This window comes from Vibrio pacinii DSM 19139 (assembly GCF_000711795.1).
In the GTDB taxonomy this organism is placed as follows: Bacteria; Pseudomonadota; Gammaproteobacteria; order Enterobacterales; family Vibrionaceae; genus Vibrio; species Vibrio pacinii.
Genome location: NZ_KL543979.1, coordinates 3588 through 26847 on the forward strand (window position 1 = coordinate 3588; position 23260 = coordinate 26847).

Here is a 23260-nt window from a genome sequence, read left to right on the forward strand (position 1 = left end):
ACTTAATTGGGCGTTAGTTGCCAGCGGAAAAAACGCAGCTAAGGTAGAAAATTTAGGGCTAATGAATCGTGCAATTTTGCTCGGTTTTGTGCTTTGGTGTAGCTTGCCGGAATTGCGTTCGATTTTTAATGTTGTGGTTTTATTGTGCCGTTTCAGGCGCTAGCTTACTCGTTGAAAGTCAGCTTTGTGGCATTGTCTTTCCAAAAGGTTTATTGGGTATTTTGGGCCAGTTTTCTGCGACGTTGTAAGTTCCAAGTGGTTTCAGTGACAGGCGCTTTGAAACTGCGCCTGATTTGAGTTTTTCAACGCGTTCAAAATCGGTGTTGGCAAAGTGGAAATGAACTGGAAAGCATAGGTTTAGAATGGCAACTAACAAAGCGTTTAAGGTAGATTCGCAACGCTAGGCATTTTTGGTTTGCTTTGAATTTAGTGTTTACGGCACAATGGCTTAAGTTAGGTGGTAGCGTTGCTCACTACTTAACGCGGCGTTATGTTTACTTGTATTTCAGTGGCTTAAATCTTCTTCGATCTATGTTCTTTGTCTCTTTGGCCATTCGTTCGAGTTTCTTCAGCAAATCTACATTGTCGGCCTAAATCCTTGAATTTCTCAGCCCGTAAAACATGCCAATATTCGTGGGTTGCTTCATTTGCAAATCGGGTCGGTTGGTTTTAGGTTCCGCTGGCTTTAGAGCGTTTTTAGCGTATTTGCCAAGTAACATGTCGGTTTGGCAGTTGCCTCGGCAATTTGCCATTGTTCTGCGCTTTGGTTGGAAAGAGAGGGCGCTTGTTGAGCGTTTATCGGGTTGCCTCATTGGGCAGGGAAGTGGATTTACGGGCTTTGTGTCTAGCGCATCTGGCGGCCAAGTGAGTTTTGGCGTGTGATTAGGCTCAGAAAACACGGTCAAGAATGCAGTTCTTTGCCAAATAAATCAGTTGTTTGTGGTAAAACATAACAAACAATTCAAGCTGATTCGCAACGCTCGGCACTTTCGGTTTCAATTGGTTTGGTGATTACGGTGCAGTGTTTTAGTCAGGTAGCAGCGTTGCTCACAACTTAATTGGGCGTTAGTTGCCAGCGGAAAAAACGCAGCTAAGGTAGAAAATTTAGGGCTAATGAATCGTGCAATTTTGCTCGGTTTTGTGCTTTGGTGTAGCTTGCCGGAATTGCGTTCGATTTTTAATGTTGTGGTTTTATTGTGCCGTTTCAGGCGCTAGCTTACTCGTTGAAAGTCAGCTTTGTGGCATTGTCTTTCCAAAAGGTTTATTGGGTATTTTGGGCCAGTTTTCTGCGACGTTGTAAGTTCCAAGTGGTTTCAGTGACAGGCGCTTTGAAACTGCGCCTGATTTGAGTTTTTCAACGCGTTCAAAATCGGTGTTGGCAAAGTGGAAATGAACTGGAAAGCATAGGTTTAGAATGGCAACTAACAAAGCGTTTAAGGCAGATTCGCAACGCTAGGCATTTTTGGTTTGCTTTGAATTTAGTGTTTACGGCACAATGGTTTAGGTTAGGTGGTAGCGTTGCTCACTACTTAACGCGGCGTTATGTTTACTTGTATTTCAGTGGCTTAAAGTTTCTTCGATCTCTGTTCTTTGTCCCTTTGGCAGTTCGTCCGAGTTACTTCAGCAAATCCGCATTGTCGGCCTAAATTCTTGAATTTCTCAGCCCGTAAAACATGCCAATATTCGTGGGTTGCTTCATTTTCAGGTCGTGGCGGTTGGCTTTAAATATCATTGGCTCTAAGGCGCTTTCAGCGTATTTGCCAAGTAGCATGTCGACTTAGCAGTTGCCTCGGCAATTTGCCATTGTTCTGCGCTGTGGTTGGAAAGAGAGGGCGCTTGTTGAACCGAAATCGGGTTGCCTCATTGGGCAGGGAAGTGGACTTACGCGCTTGGTGTCTAGCGCATCTGACGGCCAAGTGAGTGTAAGCGTGTGATTCACTTCTTGAAATGCGGTCAACAAAGCAGTTCTTGGCCAAATAAATCAGTCATTTGTGGTAAAACATAACAAACAATTCAAGCAGATTCGTAACGCTTGGCGAATTTACTATGCGTTGGCTTTTGTGTTTTAAGTGGTTTGCAGCGGCTTGGTCAGTGCGTTACTCACTACTTAATTGGGCGTTATGTACTTTGGAGGTCAAATGGATTTATCCTCAAATTTCAGGATGTTGGCGCTGTATAATCAGCGAATGAATAAGCAGTTACTTGGTGTTTGCAGTAAGCTGACTGATGAGCAGTTGTATCAGAATACCAACTCATTTTTTCCTACAATCATGGCTCACTGGAATCATATCTTGTTCGGTGACTTGATTATGCTACAGCGCCTTGTAGCAAATGAGTTAGTAACAGTTGAAGCTACAGTTTTAGATAAATTACCTGTCGCTAAGTCAGTTTCTGACACGTTCGCTTCGAATCTCGGCGAACTATCTGAATTACGAGAACTTGTAGACTCGATCTATATTGAAGTTACTAATCAGTTTAGCTCTGGTAGTTGTAACCAAGTAGTCAGGTATACGACAACCGAGGGTCAGGTAATCGAACGAACAGTTGGTGAGTTTTGCCAACATATTTTCAATCATCAAACGCATCACAGAGGTCAGCTAACCTGTTTGTTAAGCCAGTTTGGTTTAGACTTTGGCTGTACTGACCTGCCTATGGTCGTGCCAGAGGGAGCACGTACATAACAAGAAATTTAAGAGTGATTCACAACGCTTGGCGCTCTCACTTCAAGTAAGTTTAGTGTTTATGGCACAATGGTTTAGGTTAGGTGGTTAGCGTTGTTCACACCTTAATTTGGCGTTATGTGCCACTGTGTTTCAGCGTAAAAGATATAAGGATTATGTATGTTTATCATCTCTTTGACTTATCAAGTGCCTCTAGAGAAAGTAGATGCTTTTATCCCTGAGCATGTGGACTATCTCAATGAGCAATATGCAAACGGTCATTTTATTTTATCCGGGCGCAAAGAACCAAGAACTGGTGGTGTCATCATTTCCACTATTGGCGACCGAAACAAGCTGAATGACGTAATCGCTCAAGACCCTTTTCACCGAGAAGGTTTAGCCAGCTATGAAGTGACAGAAATCGTACCAACGAAGGCGTCAGAAGAGCTAGATTTCTTAGTCTAATATCTGGCACATAACAAGGCGTTTAAGAGTGATTCCAAACGCTTGCCGGTTTCGCTTCGCTCAAGTATGGCAAGCGCTTGTCACACCTTAACGCAGCGTTATGTTGCAATCGAATCTAGCACGTATTACCGTAGCTGAAAGTAACGATAAATCAGGATGTTGCGCTTATGTACCAGTTACGATGCACAAAGAAAGTTCAAGATGCGTTAGGCTTGAAACCAGCAGATTTAATTGAAGTTCAAGATGAAAACTTCACCATAGGTAATTGGTATGTAAACCTTTTTACGGCTGACCGTAGAAAGTGTCTAGTTTTCATGGAAGAACAAACCTTAATGTCGTTCATATTGGTTGGCTATCGAAAGGAGCATGCAAAAGACATAGGTAAAATCTTTAAAAATGGTGTCTTGCAACTACTTGAACTTGAGGGCTTTCCTTCTGAAATTATCGAAGCTTATGAGAAAGCACCGGAAAATGTTCTCTTTACCAAAACAGCGAGTAAAAAGCTGTTGGGTAATATGAAAGATGTTTTAAGTGGCTACGAGCACTTTATCTACATGGACGGTGGGTTAAAGCACTGTGACTTCACTGATGCAATGTTACGCATCAATCGCACACCACAAAGAACTTTGAAGTGGAAATTTCCGATAGAGTCTCTACATCAGCTCTTCGGAACGGCAACATAACAAGCAATTTAAGAGGGATTCTCAACGCTTGGCATTTTTGCTTCTACTTCAAATTTAGTGTTTATGGCACAATGCTTTAGGTGTGGGTGGAGGCGTTGTTCACCCCTTAATTGGGCGTTAGTTGCCAGTGAAAAAACGCAGCTAAAGCAGAAATTTGAGGTTAACGATTTATGTTGTTTTGCTTGATTTTGTGTCTGGGTAAAGTTTACTGAATTGTGTTCTATTTTCAATGCTGTGGTTTCGTTTTGCCGTTTCAGGAGCTAACTAACTTGTTGAAAGTCAGCCTTATGACATTGTCTTTCCAAAAGGTCTTTTTGGATGCTTTCTGCCAGCTTTCTACGGCGTTGCTAGTTCCAAGTGGTTTCAGTGACAGGCGCTTTGAAACTGCGCCTGATTTGAGTTTTTCAACACGCTCAAAAACGGTGTTGACAAAGTGGAAATGAACGGGAAATCAGAGGTTTAGAATGGCAACTAACAAAGCGTTTAAGGCAGATTCGCAACGCTTAGCATTTTCGGTTTGCTTTGAATTTCGTGTTTACGGCACAATGGTTTAGGTTAGGTGGTAATGTTGCTCACTACTTAACGCGGCGTTATGTGCAAGGAGGCAATATGACCAAGGTGTACCTATTTGACTGGGGTGACACGCTGATGATCGACTTCCCAGAAAGCAGCGGAAAAATGTGTGACTGGGTGACGGTTCAGGCGGTCGATGGGGCTCTTGAAGTTCTCAGAAAGCTATCAATAAACAATAAAGTCTACGTAGCCACAAATGCTTCAGATTCATCAGAAGCTGATATCCAGGCTGCATTTGACCGAGTTGGTTTGTCTCTATATATCTCAGGTTATTTCTGTAAAGCGAACCTTGGTATTGGTAAGGGAACGCCAGAGTTTTTCGACAAGATAATCGGGGTGTTAGGCATGGAGCCTAAATCAGTTGTGATGGTTGGGGACACATACGATAAAGACATTGCGCCAGCAATCACAGCGGGCATTGATGTAATTTGGTTTAATCCTACAAAACAAAGTGTTAGTGCTGTCCACAATGTAAAGCAAGTCAGTCATTTGTTGGAAATTTGCACATAACAAAGCATTTAAGAGTGATTCGCAACGCTTGGCAGTTTCGCTTCGCTCAAGTATAGCCAAGTGTCGCTCACACCTTAATGCGGCGTTATAACACAGAATCAACTCCTTGCTCAAAACGGTTAATTGAGCTATTGTTTGTACGTTATTTTGTACTAACTGGAGTTCAATATGAGTCGTATTCATTTCGATCAAGATATTCAACCTTTATCTGAATTTCGTGCAGGTGTAGCTTCTTACATCAAACAAATCAATGAGACTCGTCGTCCATTGGTCATTACACAACGTGGTAAAGGTGTTGCAGTTGTTCTTGATGTTGCAGAGTATGAAGCAATGCAAGAGAAGATCGAGTTACTGGAAGAAATGCGCACAGCTGAAGCTCAATTAGCTTCAGGCCTTGGTGTTTCAAATGATGATGCTCGTGCTCAAGTACTGGGGCGCATTAAGAAATGAAAGTAGTTTGGTCTCCATTAGCGCTTCAGAAGTTAGGCGATGCAGCGGAATTTATTTCTTTGGATAATCCACCTGCGGCAGAAAAGTGGGTAAACGAAGTTTTTGACAAAACTGAACTACTTGGAAGTATGCCTGAAATGGGGCGCTTTGTTCCTGAAATGCCCAATACTAACTATCGTGAAATCATTTTTGGTCACTATCGTATTATCTATAGCTTAAGCCATGAGATCCGCGTACTAACAGTTCGTAATTGTCGTCAAATGTTGTCGGAAGATGACGTGTAAAACTGTGTTATAACAAAGCATTTAAGACGGATTCGCAACGCTTGGCGGTTTTAGTGTAAATTCAGCTTTTGTGATTTAAGTGGTTTGTCGAGGTATAGGTGCTTAGCGTCGCTCACCACTTAATGCGGCGTTATGCCGCCCGATGAATTTCTGACTTGAGTCATATTCATAAAGTAGACTATGTGGGATAATCAATACTTTTGAATTTAATGTGGAATCATCATGAATAAGTATTTATTCCCATTAGGATTAGTGGCAATGCTCTCTGGTTGTCAAACTACTATTGAAGCAAGCCAGTACAGCGTATTAGATCCTGACGTCAACTTTTATGTAAGCACTCCAATAGTGGTTTCGACGTTTGATGAAAATGACTTATCTTCTAAGTTTTATATTCGCTCAGTAATTGATGCTCTTAAAGAACGAGGTTTTACAAATGTTTACTCTAGCCGAGAGTTGGTGGAAAACCAAATAACTCCAGTCGCTGCTGCATATATAAAGCTAGAGGAAAAATACGACACTTATACCTATGAGTCTGCAGATTATGGCATGGTTGATAGTGGTTACTCGACGACAAATTGTACAGGTTTTGGTATCACAGCCACTTGTAATACAACAAAACAGAAAACGTTTGGTGTTACTGGTAAATCTACAAAAACAGGGAGTATGGTTTACCACTCTTTCGCTTTACACTATTACGATTTAGCTACTGAAAAGAAAGTACTATTCACTATGGGCTCAACTTTTGAAAAATCCTGCAATAGTGACTTTTTGTACAACTTCCTAATCGATGAAACTATTTCGCGAACGGACTTTGAACGACCTGTGGATTACGACTATAAAATAAAACTACCCGAGGGTGTTCAATGTAAGTAGCGGCATAACAAAGCATTTAAGAGTGATTCACAACGCTTGGCGGTTTCGCTTCGCTCAAGTATAGCCAAGCGTCGCTCACACCTTAATGCGGCGTTAGTTTGCCCACCGGACATAGTCAATCGATGGGGAATTTTTGCTTCTGGTGTAGAACTCGCATTACGCGAATTAATGAGCCTTCAACCCAGTAGGAAACGATCATTGAAATATCGGGGATAATGAGTAGCCGGCCTCGAATGCCGTCACGTTGAACACCCATTAAAGGTTGTTCAAGTAAACTTTCTACTTTAGCTTGAATGATTTCGTCAGTTTTTTCAGCGACGTCAGGATTAAAGTCGTAAAGAAACTCAAAGATCTTCTCACGATCATTTAACGACTCTTCTTCCCATAAAATCATTGCTGACCTCGGCTGCGAATTTTAGCCTTTCGTTCAGCCATTCTCGTTTTTGCTGTTTCATGGTCGACGAATGAAGCTTTTCCTGAGTCAAACTTCTCAAATGCTAAGTTTACTTGTTCAGTTAACCAAGCGTCATGAGATAATGTTTTTCTTTGTTGCTCTGCCATTTGCTCTGTGAGTTCACGGCAAGCATCGCTGAGTGTGCGACCTTGGCTCTCAGCCATTTGCTGAGCTAAGCGTTTAATTTCGTCATCAACGCGAAATTGAATTCTAGTATCCATGAGTTGCTCCTAAACTTGCGTGTGTACAAATGTTAGCACTGACATAAGGTAAGGGCAACTAACAAAGCGTTTAAGAGTGATTCCAAACGCTTGCCGGTTTCGCTTCGCTCAAGTATGGCAAACGCTTGTCACACCTTAACGCAGCGTTAGCTTCTTTGGAGGTCAATTGGAAGATTTAGTATTAATCTTAAACATTGCTGTGGTGGTATCCATATCCATCGGCGGCTTTCTTGTTAGAAACTACTTTCCCAAGTATCTATCTGAAAAAGCCAAAAACTTAGCGACAAAAGAAGATATTGGGCAGATTACAGACCAAGTAGAATCCATTAAACGTCAGCATGCTGTTGAACTCGAAAAAATCAAAACAGAACTAGATGTGAAAGGGGCTCTTCGTCAGTCATTTCAATCTAAGAGTTTGGATGCGCTGACTGCAATTGATGAGTTACTCGTAGAAATTCATCTATACAGCTGGAAAAAACTCGCAGAACGATCACCAAATGAACATTACGTTTGGAGTAACGTCGACACTTTAGCCGACAATCGACATTTTCATTATTATCGCGTAGCTATAGATAAAGTTAAAATGGTCCACGGTCTTTATCTTACTTCAGCAGCAAAGCAAGCCTTGTCAGACTTATCTAAATCTATAGGTATGCTATCTAGTATGGAACTTGCTCTCAGCAATGATCCTGACGAAGCAATTTTAAAATCAGCAGTCTCAGGTTATTCGTCAGCCATTGAGTCTGTCGAAAAGTGCAGAAAGAAACTAATGCATGAGTTGGGAGTACAAAGCTAACAAAGCATTTAAGAGTGATTCGCAACGCTTGGCGTTTTCGCTTCGCTCAAGTATAGCCAAGCGCTGCTCACACCTTAATGCAGCGTTAGTTGCCAGTGAGAAAAACGCAGCTAAAGCAGAAAATTTTGGGTTAATGAATCGTGCAATTTTGCTCGGTTTTGTGATTTGCTGAGTTTGCGTTCAAATTTTATTATTGTGGCTTTGTTTTGCCGTTTCAGACGCTAATTTACTCGTTGAAATTCAGCTTTGTGGCATTGTCTTTCCAAAAGGTCTTTTTGGTGCTTTTAGGCAGTTTTCTGCGGCGTTGTAAGTTCCAAGTGGTTTCAGTAACAGTTGCTTTGAAACTGCACCTGATTTGAGTTTTTCAAAGCGCTCAAAAACGGTGTTGGCAAAGTAGAAATGAACTGGAAATCAAAGATTTAGAATGGCAACTAACAAAGCGTTTAAGGCAGATTCGCAACGCTACGCATTTTCAGTTTGCTTTGAATTTAGTGTTTACGGCACAATGGTTTAGGTTAGCTGGCAATGTTGCTCACTACTTAACGCGGCGTTATGCGACTGAGCAAAAATCTTCTCTATCTCTCTTTATCGCTCTCTCTGGCCATCTGTTTTTCGGTGTCGGCAAATCAGCACTATCGGTCTAAATTCTTGAATCACTCAGGCTGTAAAAAATGCCAAAGTTCGCGGGTTGCCTCATTGGCTTTCGTAGTCGGTTGGAGGTGAGTTTCGCTGGCTCAAAGCGCTGTAAGGGCAAGTTTATCGGTAGTTTTTCTTCGCTGGTCTTCCGCCGCGTTGAGTTTCTCGTAGTAAAAGCAGAGTCACTGGCTGAAATTTACCATTAGTCACTTGTAGGAAACTGGTCTGTAACATAGTGACTTCGGTTGTTCAGTGACTCACAAAAAGTACTTGGTTTGTTTGTGATTTTTCATGTCTGAGGTAATCTTTTCAGTGCCCAACTTGGCTTGGTAGATGAATTCGCATAACAAACAATTCAAGCTGATTCGCAACGCTCGGCGCTTTCGGTTTCAATTGGTTTTGTGATTACGGTGAAGTGTTTCAGTGCGGCGGAAGCGTTGCTCACAACTTAATTGGGCGTTATACGAACGGAGAAGTATGAAGAAAATCTATAAATATATGCCTTTTCGAGAGGAGTTCTTTACTAACTACTGTCTTCGGGCTAGTCAACGCGGGGTGTTGAATGACCCATTTGAACTAAGTCCAGCACAAGACTTAGTTGACAAAGTTCTTCGTGAGGGGCTGGGTGAGGATTTCTTTGAGCAAGCTGAACAGTTTGCTACTGATGGTAACTTCAATGAAGTTGGTGTCATTTCATTTACTGAAAACTACAACAACCTACTCATGTGGTCTCACTATGCACATGAACACAAAGGTATTGTTGTTGAATTTGATTATGAAAAATTAGATTACTTCTTCAATTACAGGCTCTCCATGAGAGATTCGATCGAACGAGTACTCTACAATAGAGAACGGTTTTCACCTTTACAAAAGGAAGTATGTGTCAAAGATTTACTTCTCACTAAAAGTGACGATTGGATATACGAAAAAGAGCACCGTATATTACCTAAACTGAGACTCGCTGATTATGTTCGTGTTGACCGTGAACTATTTGAACAACTCCATGAGTTCTACGATAACTTGTATGTAGACTTGTTTAACATCGTCGCGGAAGATGAATATTCGGTAACGTTTGAGGTTGATCTTGTCGAATATGAACAGTTCAATAATCAAGAATGGGATGGTAGTTCGACTGATGACCGTGAAGAAATGAAATACAGCCACAGTGATGTGATTTTGAATGAAATTTATGGTTCTTTAGCCGTTTTACCAACCTCAGTTTTCTTGTTCCAGTTACCACCAGACTGTATTACTGCAGTTTTTGTTGGTTGTCGAACGTCTAACGAAGATGCCAAGCGAATTCAGACCCTTATAGGCAGTAAGAATATACCCACATTTAAAGCTGAGTTAAGTAAGACCCATTTTACGTTGGGTTTCGAGGAAATGTTCGTATAACAAACAATTTAAGAGGGATTCCCAACGCTTGGCATTTTTGTATCTACTTCAAATTTAGTGGCTACGGTACAATGCGTTAGGTAAGGTGGTAGCGTTGCTCACCCCTTAATTGGGCGTTAGTTGCCAGTGGAAAAAACGTAGATAAAGCAGAAAAATTAATGCTAATGAATCGTGCAATTGTGCTCGGCTTTGTATCTGAGCGTGGTTTGCTGAAGTTGTGTTAGATTTTTAATGTTGTGGTTTTGTTTTGCCGTTTCAGGCGCTAACTTACTCGTTGAAAGTCAGCTTTGTGACATTGTCTTTCCAAAAGGTCTTTTTGGTGCTTTTAGTCAGTTTTCTACGGCGTTGCTAATTCCAAGTGGTTTCAGTGACAGGCGCTTTAACACTGCGCCTGATTTGAGTTTTTCAAAGCACTCAAAAACGGTGTTGGCAAAGTGTAAATTAACTGGAAATCAAAGGTGTAGAATGGCAACTAACAAGGCGTTTAAGGCAGATTCGCAACGCTGGGCATTTTTGGTTTTCTTTGAATTTAGTGTTTATGGCACAATGGTTTAGGTTAGGTGGCAATGTTGCTCACTACTTAACGCGGCGTTAGGCAAATAGGAGTAAATATGGACATTGCTGTACTAACTTTTGACGGATTTAATGAACTGGATTCATTTATAGCAGCGGGCATTTTGAACCGCATGAAAGACGCCGGTTGGAATGTGCAAATAACGAGCCCATCTCATCACGTCACTTCAATGAACGGAGTTACAATCCAATCTCAACAACCCCTTGAGTTTGCTAATCAAGCCAACGTCGAATTATTTGGCAGCGGTGTACTAACGCGCAATATTGCTCAAGACAGAGATATACTTTCAAGGCTAAAGCTAAACCCTGAAACTCAGTTAATTGGTGGACAATGTTCAGGTACGTTGCTCATGTCAGTGCTTGGTTTACTGCATCAAATACCAGCTTGTACCGATTTAACAACGAAACCTTGGGTTGTCGAATCAGGAGTTACTGTTTTAGAGCAACCCTTTTATGCTAAAGGTAATCTTGCGACAGCAGGTGGTTGTTTGTCATCAAAGTACTTGGCTGCGTGGGTAATTAGCAAGTTATCAGGTAGGGCGGACGCTGAATCGGCAATTCATTATGTCGCGCCAGTCGGTGAAAAAGAAAGCACGGTTGAGCACTGCATGTCAGTAGTCGGTGCATATCTATAAAATTTGCCTAACAAAGCGTTTAAGAGTGATTCCAAACGCTTGCCGGTTTCGCTTCGCTCAAGTGTGGCAAACGCTTGTCACACCTTAACGCAGCGTTATGTTTACTTGTATTTCAGTGGCTTAAAGCTTCTTCGATCTATGTTCTTTGTCCCTTTGGCAGTTCGTCCGAGTTACTTCAGCAAACCCGCATTGTCGGCCTAAATTCTTGAATTTCTCAGCCCGTAAAACATGCCAATATTCGTGGGTTGCTTCATTTTCAGGTCGTGGCGGTTGGCTTTAAATGTCATTGGCTCTAAGTCGCTTTCTGCGTATTTGCCAAGTAGCATGTTGGCTTGGCAGTTGCCTCGGCAATTTGCCATTGTTCTGCGCTGTGGTTGGAAAGAGAGGGCGTTTGTTGAACCTTCGTCGGGTTGCCTCATTGGGCAGGGAAGTGGACTTACGCGCTTTGTGTCTAGCGTATCTGGCGGCCAAGTGAGTTTGAGTGTGTGATTCACTTATTGAAATGCGGTCAATAATGCAGTTCCTTGCCAAATAAATCAGTCATTTGTGGTAAAACATAACAAACAATTCAAGCAGATTCGTAACGCTTGGCGAATTTACTATGCGTTGGCTTTTGTGTTTTAAGTGGTTTGCAGCGGCTTGGTCAGTGCGTTACTCACTACTTAATTGGGCGTTAGTTGCTAGGTGAAAAAATATCTTTTGGGAGATAATCAAGTTGGTCCAAACATACGGTTCTGAAGAAACCAAAGCGTTCTGCTGTAATTGCAAGAAGGTGACGCTCCATAAGTATGAAAGCTTCTTTAAATCTGATGAAACCACGGAAACAGAAGTTAAAGGTTTCTTTTCAGGTTTTTTCGCTGCAATAGCAAGTGCGCTAATGGAAGGTGAACCTACAGGTGATTACAAGTGCAAAGTCTGCGGTACAAACTTACATACACCAGACTACCTGGATTAAGGTTGGTAGTACCCAGCAAGCGGTAAGTTTCGCAACTAACAAGCAATTTAAGAGGGATTCACAACGCTTGGCACTTTTGCTTCTACTTCAGTTTTAGTGTTTATGGCACAATGCTTTAGGTTTGGGGGGAGCCGTTGTTCACCCCTTAATTGGGCGTTAGTTGCCAGCGGAAAAAACGTAGTTAAGGCAGAAAATTTAGGGCTAATGAATCGTGCAATTGTGCTCAGATTTGTCTCTATGATCTAGTTTGCTGAAGTTGCGGTCGATTTTTTAATATTGTGGCTTTGTTTTGCCGTTTCAGGCGCTAACTTACTCGTTGAAAGTCAGCTTTGTGGCATTGTCTTTCCAAAAGGTTTATTGGGTATTTTTGGCCAGTTTTCTGCGATGTTGTAAGTTCCAAGTGGTTTCAGTGACAGGCGCTTTGAAACTGCGCCTGATTTGAGTTTTTCAACGCGTTCAAAATCGGTGTTGGCAAAGTGGAAATGAACTGGAAATCATAGGTTTAGAATGGCAACTAACAAAGCGTTTAAGGCAGATTCGCAACGCTAGGCATTTTTGGTTTTCTTTGAATTTTGTGTTTATGGCACAATGGCTTAGGTTAGGTGGCAATGTTGCTCACTACTTAACGCAGCGTTATGCCTTTTATCGAAAATTAACATGGAGGTTAATCGTTTTGGGTAAGCAATTTTCAGAGTTATCGGATAAACACATTGAATTTATAGGGCAGCAAAAAATCTATTTTGTAGCTACCGCAGCAGAGAGTGGTAGTGTGAATCTGTCCCCTAAAGGTGGCGATTCCTTACGGGTTATCAACCCGAAGCAAATAGCTTGGTTAAACCTTACAGGAAGTGGCAATGAGTCAGCATCACATGTCATTCAAAACCCAAGAATGACCGTCATGTTTTGTGCTTTTGAGGGCTCTCCTCTAATACTTCGAGCCTATGGTAAGGCTACTGTTTTGCACTCTCAAGACGATCGTTGGGGTAAGTATGCACCGATGTTTCCTGAAAGTGTTGCTTCTAGACAAATCTTTGTCCTAGACGTCGATTTGGTACAGTCTTCTTGCGGGATGTCAGTTCCTTACTTTGCTTATGAGGGAGATCGTGAAGACCTAGCGAATTGGTCAGAAAAACAAGGTACAGCGGGTATAGAAAAATACTGGCTTAAAAAGAACCAAAAGAGTATCGATGGTTTTGAAACTGAAATTGCCAAAAGGTCTGGCTTGGACGTAGAGTAAACGAAATCGCTCTAATCACCACAGGCATAACAAGCAATTTAAGAGGGATTTCCAACGCTTGGCATTTTTGCTTCTACTTCAAATTAAGTGTTTATAGCACAATGCTTTGGGTTGGGTGGTAGCGTTGCTCACCCCTTAATTGGGCGTTAGTTGCCAGCGGTAAAAACGTAGCTAAAGCAGAAAGTTTAAGGCGACTGAATTGTGCAATTTTGTTCAGTTTTGTGATCTGGTGTAGTTTGCTGAAGTTGTGTGCGATTTTAATGTTGTGGTTTCGTTTTGCCGTTTCAGGCGCTAACTAACTCGTTGAAAGTCAGCTTTGTGTCATTGTCTTTCCAAAAGGTTTATTGGGTATTTTTGGCCAGTTTTCTGCGACGTTGTAAGTTCCAAGTGGTTTCAGTGACAGTCGCTTTGAAACTGCGCCTGATTTGAGTTTTTCAAAGCGCTCAAAACCGGTGCTGGCAAAGTGGAAATAAACAGGAAATCAAAGGTTTAGAATGGCAACTAACAAAGCGTTTAAGGCAGATTCGCAACGCTAAGCATTTTTGGTTTTCTTTGAATTTAGTGTTTATGGCACAATGGTTTAGGTTAAGTGGTAATGTTGCTCACTACTTAACGCGGCGTTAGTTGCCAGCGATAAAAACGCAGCTAAAGTAGAAAGTTTAAGGCTGATGAAATGTGCAATTTTGCTCGGTTTTGTGTCTGGGTGTGGTTTGCTGAAGTTTCGTTTGGTTGTTAATGTTGTTGTTTTGTTTTGTTTTGCCGTTTCAGACGCGAATGTACTCGTTGAAAGTCAGCCTTGTGACATTGTCTTTCCAAAAGGTTTTTTTGATGCTTTTAGGCAGTTTTCTACGGCGTTGTAAGTTCCAAGTGGTTTCAGTAACAGTTGTTTTGAAACTGCGCCTGATTTGAATCTTTCAAAGCGCTCAAAAACGGTGTTGGCAAAGTGGAAATGAACGGGAAGTCAAAGGTTAAGAATGGCAACTAACAAGGCGTTTAAGGCAGATTCGCAACGCTAAGCATTTTTGGTTTTCTTTGAATTTAGTGTTTATGGCACAATGCTTTAGGTTAGGTGGCAATGTTGCTCACTACTTAACGCGGCGTTAGTTGCCAGCGGTAAAAGCGAAGCTAAGGCAGAAAATTTAGGGCTAATGAAATTTTCAGTTTTGCTCGATTTTTGTCTGGGTGTAGTTTGCTGAAATTGTGTTCGATTTGTAATGTTGTGGTTTTGTTTTGCCGTTTCAGGCGCTAATTTACTCGTTGAAATTCAGCTTTGTGGCATTGCCTGTCCAAAGGCTCTTTTTGGTGTTTTCTGTCAGTTTTTTACGGTGTTGTAAGTTCCAAGTGGTTTCAGTGACAGGCGCTTTGAAACTGCGCCTGATTTGAGTTTTTCAAAGCGCTCAAAAACGGTGTTGGCAAAGTGGAAATGGACTGGAAATCAAAGGTGTAGAATGGCAACTAACAAAGCGTTTAAGGCAGATTCGCAACGTTGGCCATTTTTGGTTTTCTTTGAATTTAGTGTTTATGGCACAATGGTTTAGGTTAGGTGGCAATGTTGCTCACTACTTAACGCGGCGTTATACATTTTTAGGAGAATTGAATTGGCAACATTAATTAGAACATGCCCTCATTGCAACTCGGTAAGCATGACTTTCGAGGCTTTTGGAGAACTAGCGACGGGCAACTATGATAGAGGCGGGAGGCATTTTCTGGTTCCTTTAATGTGTAATGGCTGTAATGGCGGTTTATTTGCGGAAGTAAAATATAACTGGGGTCCAACCCCGAGCAATATTATGGGAACAATTGACTCCAATCCAGAAGCTTGTGAAGTATTGGAAGTGTACCCAGAAGCCCAAGAACCCGAAGCTCCAGATCACGTTCCTAGCAATATTGCATCGTTTTATGTACAAGCTGAAAAGTCGTTGCATCAGAATTCATTTGATGCGTCTGCAATGATGAGTCGTAAAGCGCTCGAAGTTGCAACAAAAACGTTAGATCCAGATGGAAGTGGTAGCTTATATCGTAGAATTGAAAAGCTGTACGATGACAATGTAATAACAGTATCTTTAAAAGACTGGGCACATATCATTAGAGAAGATGGTAATGTCGCCGCCCACGAAATCGACCCTGTAGATGAAAAATATGCGCAGGAACTAATTGATTTTTGTGAACTATTTTTAATGTATACATTCACAATGCCACAAATGATCGCTGACAAAAAAAATGTATAACAAAGCATTTAAGAGTGATTCGCAACGCTTGGCGGTTTCGCTTCGCTCAAGTATAGCCAAGCGCCGCTCACACCTTAATGCAGCGTTAGTTGCTAGGTGAAAAATTAGCTTTTTGGAGATAATCAAGTTGGTTCAAACATACGGTACTGAAGAGACTAAAGCGTTCTGCTGTAATTGCAAAAAGGTGACACTTCATAAGTATGAAAGCTTCTCTAAATCCGGTGAAACCACGGAAACAGAAGTTAAAGGTTTCTTTTCTGGCTTATTTGCTGCAATAGCGAGTGCATTAATGGAAGGTGAGCCTACCGGTGATTACAAGTGCAAAGTCTGTGGTACAAACTTACGTACACCAGATTACCTAGATTAAGATTGGTAGTACTCAGCAGGTGGTAAGTCTCACAACTAACAATAAATTTAAGCAGATTCGCAACGCTTGGCACTTTCGGTTTGAATCAGCTTTAGTGTTTACGGCACAATGCTTTAGGTAAGGTGGTAGCGTTGCTCACTACTTAATTTGGCGTTATACAACATTCAGAATGAGGAGTACCAATCTTATGGCGAAGCCAGGGGATGATCTTGAAAAAATAGTGGAGTTAATAGAAAGATCTATTTCTCCATCTTCAGTTATTCGTCAGAATGTGTTGTTGCCAGTGTTGAATTCGCCAACAGGAAGAACTAGGCAATGTGACGTTGTAATTGAGAGTGGCCCTGAATTTCGTTGTAACGTAACAATAGTTGAGGTTCAAGACCGTAACTCGCAAGTTAATATTGCTACCTTTAACGATTGGTTAACGAAGTTAGATGATGTCGGCGCTAACAGCTTAATTTGTATTTCGCGGAAAGAATTCCCAGAAAGTGTAAAGGAAGTAGCAAGGTTTCAAGGCAATAGGGTTCTTCTGATTAACCTAAAAGAAGAAACTCCAGAAACACTTCCACTGAACTTTTTGTCCTTGTATGTGGCATATGAAAACGTCAGTATTACCGGTATAGATGCTTTGAGTTGTTGCGTCGAGAAGGGCAGTGTTGATTTAGCATTACTAGACTCTCAAATCATGCACTCAAATGAAAAAATATGGTCTACAGACAAAGTCTCAAACATGTCTATAGTCGAATTACTATCTCCTTTAATCAAGGAGTTACATTATGACGCAAAAGGAATAGTAAAAGACGTGGCTTCTTTTACGTTTCAAAACGACAGACGCTTGGTTCTATATTGCAACATGAATGGCGAATATATCCGGGTTGGTTTAAATGTGGTTGTTCAATATGCTTACGATAATCACCTTCTTCCCATGACGGTATCTAGCTATGAACAGATTGATCACGGAGTATTGGCTTGGGTTTTCGAAATAGATCATGAAACAAGCCATGGCAAAATAAAAACTAAAGTCCCTGTAATTAAGCATGGTGACAATGCGTATGAAATGCTGGATGTTATCAACTCTACTGATTTCAACTCTCAGGTGACAATAAGAAGTCTAGAGCAAAAACCTGTTGTATAACAAAGCATTTAAGAGTGATTCGCAACGCTTGGCGCTTTCGCTTCGCTCAAGTATAGCCAAGCGCCGCTCACACCTTAATGCGGCGTTATATTTTTATTGGAGATAAGCGTATGGAAATGTCTTTAGTTGTATCTATATTGGCTCTGCTAGCCGCTTGCTTATCTGCACTTTATGCTCGATGGTCAGCGAATCAAGCCAAACGAGCTAATGATATTGGTAGGTTAAATGCCTTACTTTCCATGAAGCAGCATTACCTTAAGTTAATCGAACATCAATACAAATTAGCAGACACTTTGCAATCAAGCTCAAGTGGCATGCAAGCAGTGAGAGAGAAAGTGGCGGAACTTGATGGTAAATTACGTGAGGTGAATGCACAAATTAGTAGCTACCACGATAAGGTCGTAGAAAACAAAATATAACAAGCAATTCAAGCAGACCCTCAACGCATGGCATTTTGGGTTTGCAGGAAATTCGGTGTTTATGGCGGTATGCAGAAACAATCATTGTGCGTTTCGGGCTACTTAATTGGGCGTTATGAAGCTTTCTTAACATTGGAGTAAATAATGGACTGGTTTGAAAAATATCAAACTTTCATTGCAGGTATTCTGGGTTTTATCGGTGTAATGCTAACTATTAGTTTTAATGCTAAACAAGCTAGAAAACAGCACGATACAGAACTTGAAAGTGAAAGGAATGCTATGAGGGTAGCTTTGGTTGAGGAACTGAAAATTGTTTCAAAAAGCTATCAATCTAACATTGAAGGTCTCAGTGAGCAGTGTGAACCCGGCACAATTGAGTACTTTCCAACTTCAGTCCATATTTATACTTATAGTCATGTCGTCCAGCGCCTAGGGCTGTTGGGGGCTGAAGAAACGAAGAAAGTCATGTTAGCTTACCAACTAATAGATGAGCTTCCTCGTAGGTTAAAACTAATAGAGTCTCACGACAAAGAAACTTATCGCGAGGGATTTATTGCAATCGAAGCTCCCCAAAGAGAAGTGGCTTTGGCTGTGTACAGCAGTTTTTTAGGTAGCGTGTCTGATGCAATTTTTTCTTTGTCTAAGAATATAAAAGCGTCATAACAAGCAATTTAAGAGGGATTCACAACGCTTGGCACTTTTGCTTCTACTTCAGTTTTAGTGTTTATGGCACAATGCTTTAGGTTTGGGTGGAGGCGTTGTTCACCCCTTAATTGGGCGTTAGGTTTTTACGGAGGAAGCCATGAGAAAAGTACTTCTGTTCATAGTTTTATTATCGCTAGGTGGTTGTTTAGGCATGCCTCAAACAATACAACCAGTTAAGGATTTTAATCTTAATAATTATTTAGGTCAGTGGTACGAAATAGCTCGCTTAGATCATTCGTTTGAACGAGGTTTGAGTCAGGTCACTGCCGAATATAGATTGCGTAAAGATGGCGGTGTTTCGGTGTTGAACCGCGGTTATTCCGCAGCAACCCAAGAATGGAAAGAAGCGGAAGGTAAAGCATATTTCGTTAACAACCCTGACGAAGGGTATTTGAAAGTGTCGTTTTTTGGTCCATTTTATGGCTCATATGTGGTCTTTGACCTAGAAAAAGAAAACTACGAATATGCTTTTGTATCGGGTCCGAACAATGATTACCTTTGGTTGTTATCGCGGTCACCGAGTGTAAGTGCAGATATCATCGAAAGGTTTGAAGAACTGGCTGAACAGAACGGTTTTGATGTTGAGCAATTAATATACGTGGAACAAAAATAAACCTAACAAGGCGTTTAAGAGTGATTCCAAACGCTTGCCGGTTTCGCTTCGCTCAAGTGTGGCAAACGCTTGTCACACCTTAACGCAGCGTTATATTTTTTGGGAAAGTTATGAAAAACACAGTCTTTTTTGGAAATGGTCTGAATCGGATTTCGTATAATGCAGTCAGTTGGAACGACTTACTAAACAATATAAAGAATGAAAATCAGTTCGACCATCAGGATCTACCAAATACGATGGTCTACGAACGTATATTTTTGGAAAAGCACAAACCAGAGGTAAGCGAAAAATCAGATGAGTTGCAGTTAAAGCAGCATATCGCAGATGCTATGAAGTCACAGGGTTCCAATGAAATATTCGAACTACTAGCCGAGATGCCTTTTACTGACTATATCACCACTAATTACGACTATGCCTTCGAGCAGGCTATAGATTGTAGTCCACAGAAATTGAGTACTGAAGACATTTATAGTTTACGCCGAAAGCGCAGCTATAAAACTGCTAGCGGTGAAAAGTTACTATGGAACATACATGGTGAAATTGACCATCCAAAGTCAATAATGCTCGGTCTTGACCATTACTGCGGTTCGGTCAGCAAACTAGATAGTTACGTAAAAGGTAAGTACCTTCATAAGGTTAGTGGTAATACAGTTTCCGTTAATTCAATGCGTGAAAAGTTAGCTTCAAACGAATACTGTCAAACATCATGGGTCGATCTTTTCTTTAGTGGCGATGTTCACATACTGGGTTTCTCGTTAGATTACAGTGAAACAGATATTTGGTGGTTGCTTAATAAACGTGCTCGATTTTATGCTGATGGTTTAGTTAACAACAAAGTTTACTTCTATGACAGTAAAGGTATTCCGCTAGAGAAAAAGGAACTCTTAGAATCCTTTAACGTTGAAGTTGTAGAGTTCGAAGTTGTGGAAGATGACTATAAGGGTATGTATTATTCAATTCTTGAGCATATTCAAAAGCCACCTCAGGCTAAAGTCGCCTAAAAATATAACAAACTGTTTAAGAGTGATTCGCAACGCTTGGCATTTTTGCTATGCGTTGCGTTTAGTGTATAAAGTGGCATGCGGCGGCTTCGGTATTGCGTTGCTCACACCTTAACAGGGCGTTAGTTGCCAGTGGTAAAAACGCAGCTAAAGCAGAAGGTTTAAGGCTAATGAATTGTGCAGTTTTATTCGGTTTTGTGTCTGAGGTGGTTTGCTAAAGTTGCGTTCGACTTTTAATGTTGTGGTTTTATTTTGCCGTTTCAGACGCTAATTCATTTGTTGAAATTCAGCTTTGTGGCATTGCCTTTCCAAAAGGTCTTTTTGGTGCTTTCAGCCAGCTTTCTACGGCGTTGCTAGTTTCAAGTGGTTTCAGTGATAGGCGCTTTGAAACTGCGCCTGATTTGAGTTTTTCAAAGCGCTTAAAAACGGTGTTGGCAAAGTGGAAATAAATAGGAAATCAGAGGTTTAGAATGGCAACTAACAAGGCGTTTAAGGCAGATTCGCAACGCTAAGCATTTTGGGTTTTCTTTGAATTTAGTGTTTATGGCACAATGGTTTAGGTTAGGTGGTAATGTTGCTCACTACTTAACGCGGCGTTATATGAATAGCATCTACTTACCTTCGAAATCTATATGGTATAGTAACTCCTTTATTACATTGACTTTGCTAAGTATCTGAAATGAAATGGGAACATTTACTAATCCAGCTGAAATTAAGACTTCCAGTTGGAAATATTACGACTTATGGTGAACTATCAGAGCATCTTCTTGGTCATCGAATGGGTGGTCAAGCTATTCGTTCAATGCTCGAAGCTGCTGTTAATGCCGACTATACAAATGCACGTTTTACAAATCGTGTTATCTATACAGACGGCCGAGTCGCCGATGTTCATGGACAGTCAGTTCAACTAGAAGCAGAAGGTTTTAATGTCCAAAATAATCGAATAGATCTTTCCCAAGTAAACATAGTCAAATTTGGGTGAAAATTCATATAACAAACAATTCAAGTTGATTCGCAACGCTCGGCGCTTTCGGTTTCAATCGGTTTGGTGATTACGGAGCAGTGTTTGAGTAAGGTGGCAGTGTTGCTCACAACTTAATTGGGCGTTAGTTGCCAGTGGAAAAAACGCAGCTAAATCAGAATATTTAAGGCTAATAAATTTTTCATTTTTGCTCGGTTTTGCGTCTGGGTGTGGTTTGCTGAAGTTTCGTTTGGTTGTTAATGTTGTGGTTTTGTTTTGCCGTTTCAGACGCGAATGTACTCGTTGCAAGTTAGCTTTGTGACATTGTCTTTCCAAAAGGTCTTTTTGGTGCTTTTAGTCAGTTTTCTACGGCGTTGTAAGTTCCAAGTGGTTTCAGTGACAGGCGCTTTGAAACTGCGCCTGATTTGAGTTTTTCAAAGCGCTCAAAAACGGTGTTTGCAAAGTGGAAATGAACTGAAAATCAGAGGTTTAGAATGGCAACTAACAAAGCGTTTAAGGCAGATTCGCAACGCTAGGCATTTTCGGTTTGCTTTGAATTTAGTGTTTACGGCACAATGGTTTAGGTTAGGTGGTAATGTTGCTCACTACTTAACGCGGCGTTAGTTGCCAGTGAGAAAAATGCAGCTAAAGCAGAAGGTTTCGGGCTAATGAATCGTGCAATTGTGCTCGGATTTTTCTCTATATCAAGTTTGCTGAAGTTGCGTTCGATTTTTAATATTGTGGCTTTGTTTTGCCGTTTCAGACGCGAATGTACTTGTTGAAAGTCAGCCTTGTGACATTGTCTTTCCAAAAGGTCTTTTTGGTGTTTTCAGCCAGCTTTCTACGGCGTTGCTAGTTCCAAGTGGTTTCAGTGACAGTCGCTTTGAAACTGCGCCTGACTTGAGTTTTTCAAAGCGCTCAAAACCGGTGCTGGCAAAGTGGAAATAAAGAGGAAATCAAAGGTTTAGAATGGCAACTAACAAAGCGTTTAAGGCAGATTCGCAACGCTAGGCATTTTTGGTTTGCTTTGAATTTCGTGTTTACGGCACAATGGTTTAGGTTAGGTGGTAATGTTGCTCACTACTTAACGCGGCGTTAGTTGCCAGTGGTAAAAACGCAGCTAAGGCAGAAAATTTAGGGCTAATGAATTATGCAATTTTGCTCGATTTTTGTCTGGTTGTGGTGTGCTGAAGTTGCGTTCGATTTTTAATATTGTGGCTTTGTTTTGCCGTTTCAGACGCGAATGTACTTGTTGAAAGTCAGCCTTGTGACATTGCCTTTCCAAAAGGTCTTTTTGGTGTTTTCAGCCAGTTTTCTACGGCGTTGCTAGTTCCAAGTGGTTTCAGTGACAGGCGCTTTGAAACTGCGCCTGATTTGAGTATTTCAAAGCGCTCAAAAACGGTGTTGGCAAAGTGTAAATTAACTGGAAATCAAAGGTGTAGAATGGCAACTAACAAGGCGTTTAAGGCAGATTCGCAACGCTGGGCATTTTTGGTTTTCTTTGAATTTAGTGTCTATGGCACAATGGTTTAGGTTAGGTGGCAATGTTGCTCACTACTTAACGCAGCGTTATGTGTATTCACGGGAAAAGGGTTCAGAATAGGCTACTCTGAACCGTTGTTGTTCTTGAAGGTTACTTGAGAGCAGCTAAAATAGTCTCGGCTTTGCTAGCTTCAAATTGTTTTGGCTCCTCGACATTTAGCTGTGTAATCACGCCATTTTCGATAACCATTGCATAGCGCTGTGAACGAATTCCACCGAAAGTCGCCGTATCCATTTCAAGCCCCAACGATTTTGTAAAGCTGGCATCGCCATCGGCTAACATCATAATTTCCGTGGCGTTTTGTGCCTCACCCCAAGCTTGCATTACAAAAGCATCGTTAACTGAAACACAAGCAATGAGATCGATACCTGTTGCCTTAATTTCGTCAGCGAGTACAACGTAACCAGGTAGATGGGCCTCTGAGCAAGTAGGTGTAAATGCTCCGGGTACAGCGAAGAGTACAACTCGCTTGTTTGCAAAAAGCTCGTCAGTGTTATGGTTTACCATTCCTTCGTTACCTAGTTCACTAAGGGTAGCGGTTGGTAATGTTTGGCCTATCTGGATCATGTCTGTATTCCTTATTTTATTTGACTTGAACAGTGTAGCGGTCAAAGTAAGAGCGGACCACCCATAGAAAATAAGGGTATAGTGGTTGCAGTCGAAAAATACACATAACAAAGCGTTTAAGGGTGATTCCAAACGCTTGCCGGTTTCGCTTCGCTCAAGTATGGCAAGCGCTTGTCACACCTTAACGCAGCGTTAGTTGCCAGTGAAAAAACGCAGCTAAAGCAGAAAATTTGAGGTTAACGATTTATGTTGTTTTGCTTGATTTTGTGTCTGGGTAAAGTTTACTGAATTGTGTTCTATTTTCAATGCTGTGGTTTCGTT

The 23260-nt window shown here is 41.2% G+C and carries 25 protein-coding genes; 22 read left to right on the forward strand and 3 right to left on the reverse strand.

The window, feature by feature from the left end; translation table 11 throughout:
- The first annotated feature begins 2138 nt into the window (after nt 1–2138).
- From BS19_RS19325 to BS19_RS19355, 7 genes are all read left to right on the forward strand, one after another.
- The gene (locus BS19_RS19325; protein ID WP_038177578.1) at nt 2139–2681 is read left to right on the forward strand and encodes a DinB family protein; all 543 of its coding nucleotides are present in this window, start codon (nt 2139–2141) and stop codon (nt 2679–2681) included.
- Nucleotides 2682–2840: 159 nt separating this feature from the next.
- The gene (locus tag BS19_RS19330; protein WP_038177579.1) at nt 2841–3125 is read left to right on the forward strand and encodes a YciI family protein; all 285 of its coding nucleotides are present in this window, start codon (nt 2841–2843) and stop codon (nt 3123–3125) included.
- 167 nt (nt 3126–3292) lie between these two features.
- The gene (locus BS19_RS19335; protein WP_038177580.1) at nt 3293–3808 is read left to right on the forward strand and encodes a DUF6933 domain-containing protein; all 516 of its coding nucleotides are present in this window, start codon (nt 3293–3295) and stop codon (nt 3806–3808) included.
- Between the two features lie 609 nt (nt 3809–4417).
- A complete protein-coding gene (locus tag BS19_RS19340) occupies nt 4418–4891 on the forward strand; it encodes an HAD family hydrolase (protein WP_038177582.1) in 474 nt (157 codons plus the stop codon).
- 168 nt (nt 4892–5059) lie between these two features.
- Entirely contained in the window at nt 5060–5341 is a 282-nt protein-coding gene (locus BS19_RS19345) for a type II toxin-antitoxin system Phd/YefM family antitoxin (RefSeq protein ID WP_000086647.1), read from the forward strand.
- The gene (locus BS19_RS19350; protein ID WP_010377835.1) at nt 5338–5625 is read left to right on the forward strand and encodes a type II toxin-antitoxin system RelE/ParE family toxin; all 288 of its coding nucleotides are present in this window, start codon (nt 5338–5340) and stop codon (nt 5623–5625) included. Before BS19_RS19345 ends, BS19_RS19350 begins: the two co-directional genes overlap by 4 nt.
- Nucleotides 5626–5847: 222 nt before the next feature.
- Nucleotides 5848–6498, forward strand: a complete 651-nt coding sequence (locus tag BS19_RS19355; RefSeq protein WP_038177583.1) for a membrane lipoprotein lipid attachment site-containing protein — start codon at nt 5848–5850, stop codon at nt 6496–6498.
- Nucleotides 6499–6613: 115 nt separating this feature from the next.
- Here the strand turns inward: BS19_RS19355 and BS19_RS19360 are convergent, their stop codons facing one another.
- Together BS19_RS19360 and BS19_RS19365 are read right to left on the reverse strand one after the other, a co-directional pair.
- The gene (locus BS19_RS19360) at nt 6614–6892 is read right to left on the reverse strand and encodes a type II toxin-antitoxin system RelE/ParE family toxin (RefSeq protein ID WP_038177584.1); all 279 of its coding nucleotides are present in this window, start codon (nt 6890–6892) and stop codon (nt 6614–6616) included.
- Entirely contained in the window at nt 6889–7173 is a 285-nt protein-coding gene (locus BS19_RS19365) for a type II toxin-antitoxin system RelB/DinJ family antitoxin (RefSeq protein ID WP_038177585.1), read from the reverse strand. Before BS19_RS19365 ends, BS19_RS19360 begins: the two co-directional genes overlap by 4 nt.
- Nucleotides 7174–7339: 166 nt before the next feature.
- Here BS19_RS19365 and BS19_RS19665 point away from each other — a divergent pair, with 166 nt between their 5' ends.
- From BS19_RS19665 to BS19_RS19455, 15 genes are all read left to right on the forward strand, one after another.
- A complete protein-coding gene (locus tag BS19_RS19665; RefSeq protein WP_051686586.1) occupies nt 7340–7969 on the forward strand; it encodes a hypothetical protein in 630 nt (209 codons plus the stop codon).
- Between the two features lie 1113 nt (nt 7970–9082).
- Nucleotides 9083–10000 (forward strand): DUF2971 domain-containing protein, encoded by a 918-nt coding sequence (locus BS19_RS19380; protein WP_038177587.1) that lies wholly within the window; start codon nt 9083–9085, stop codon nt 9998–10000.
- A gap of 231 nt (nt 10001–10231) precedes the next feature.
- Nucleotides 10232–10555 carry a hypothetical protein gene (locus BS19_RS20735; RefSeq protein ID WP_342665243.1) on the forward strand — a complete coding sequence of 108 codons (324 nt, stop codon included), beginning with the start codon at nt 10232–10234 and terminating at the stop codon, nt 10553–10555.
- 56 nt (nt 10556–10611) lie between these two features.
- Entirely contained in the window at nt 10612–11208 is a 597-nt protein-coding gene (locus tag BS19_RS19390; protein ID WP_038177588.1) for a type 1 glutamine amidotransferase family protein, read from the forward strand.
- Between the two features lie 715 nt (nt 11209–11923).
- Complete coding sequence (locus BS19_RS20675) at nt 11924–12163, forward strand: hypothetical protein (protein ID WP_038177590.1); 240 nt, start codon at nt 11924–11926, stop codon at nt 12161–12163.
- 673 nt (nt 12164–12836) lie between these two features.
- Nucleotides 12837–13400 carry a pyridoxamine 5'-phosphate oxidase family protein gene (locus BS19_RS19405; RefSeq protein WP_038177605.1) on the forward strand — a complete coding sequence of 188 codons (564 nt, stop codon included), beginning with the start codon at nt 12837–12839 and terminating at the stop codon, nt 13398–13400.
- Between the two features lie 1598 nt (nt 13401–14998).
- Nucleotides 14999–15628 (forward strand): DUF4145 domain-containing protein, encoded by a 630-nt coding sequence (locus BS19_RS19675; protein ID WP_157631221.1) that lies wholly within the window; start codon nt 14999–15001, stop codon nt 15626–15628.
- A gap of 127 nt (nt 15629–15755) precedes the next feature.
- On the forward strand, nt 15756–15995 hold the full coding sequence (locus tag BS19_RS19420; RefSeq protein ID WP_038177591.1) for a hypothetical protein: 240 nt from the start codon (nt 15756–15758) through the stop codon (nt 15993–15995).
- Nucleotides 15996–16182: 187 nt separating this feature from the next.
- Nucleotides 16183–17130 carry a hypothetical protein gene (locus BS19_RS19425; protein ID WP_038177592.1) on the forward strand — a complete coding sequence of 316 codons (948 nt, stop codon included), beginning with the start codon at nt 16183–16185 and terminating at the stop codon, nt 17128–17130.
- Between the two features lie 110 nt (nt 17131–17240).
- Nucleotides 17241–17549 (forward strand): hypothetical protein, encoded by a 309-nt coding sequence (locus BS19_RS19430; protein WP_038177593.1) that lies wholly within the window; start codon nt 17241–17243, stop codon nt 17547–17549.
- Between the two features lie 144 nt (nt 17550–17693).
- Nucleotides 17694–18212 carry a hypothetical protein gene (locus tag BS19_RS19435; protein ID WP_038177594.1) on the forward strand — a complete coding sequence of 173 codons (519 nt, stop codon included), beginning with the start codon at nt 17694–17696 and terminating at the stop codon, nt 18210–18212.
- A 139-nt stretch (nt 18213–18351) separates the two neighbouring features.
- Nucleotides 18352–18867, forward strand: a complete 516-nt coding sequence (locus tag BS19_RS19440) for a lipocalin family protein (protein WP_038177595.1) — start codon at nt 18352–18354, stop codon at nt 18865–18867.
- Between the two features lie 110 nt (nt 18868–18977).
- Nucleotides 18978–19868, forward strand: coding sequence for an SIR2 family protein (locus BS19_RS19445; RefSeq protein ID WP_038177596.1), 891 nt, complete (start codon nt 18978–18980; stop codon nt 19866–19868).
- Between the two features lie 236 nt (nt 19869–20104).
- On the forward strand, nt 20105–20317 hold the full coding sequence (locus BS19_RS19450; protein WP_038177598.1) for a hypothetical protein: 213 nt from the start codon (nt 20105–20107) through the stop codon (nt 20315–20317).
- Between the two features lie 230 nt (nt 20318–20547).
- A complete protein-coding gene (locus BS19_RS19455) occupies nt 20548–20850 on the forward strand; it encodes a hypothetical protein (RefSeq protein WP_038177599.1) in 303 nt (100 codons plus the stop codon).
- Between the two features lie 1612 nt (nt 20851–22462).
- Here BS19_RS19455 and BS19_RS19470 read toward each other — a convergent pair.
- Nucleotides 22463–22939, reverse strand: coding sequence for a peroxiredoxin (locus tag BS19_RS19470; protein WP_038177602.1), 477 nt, complete (start codon nt 22937–22939; stop codon nt 22463–22465).
- Between the last annotated feature and the right edge of the window lie 321 nt (nt 22940–23260).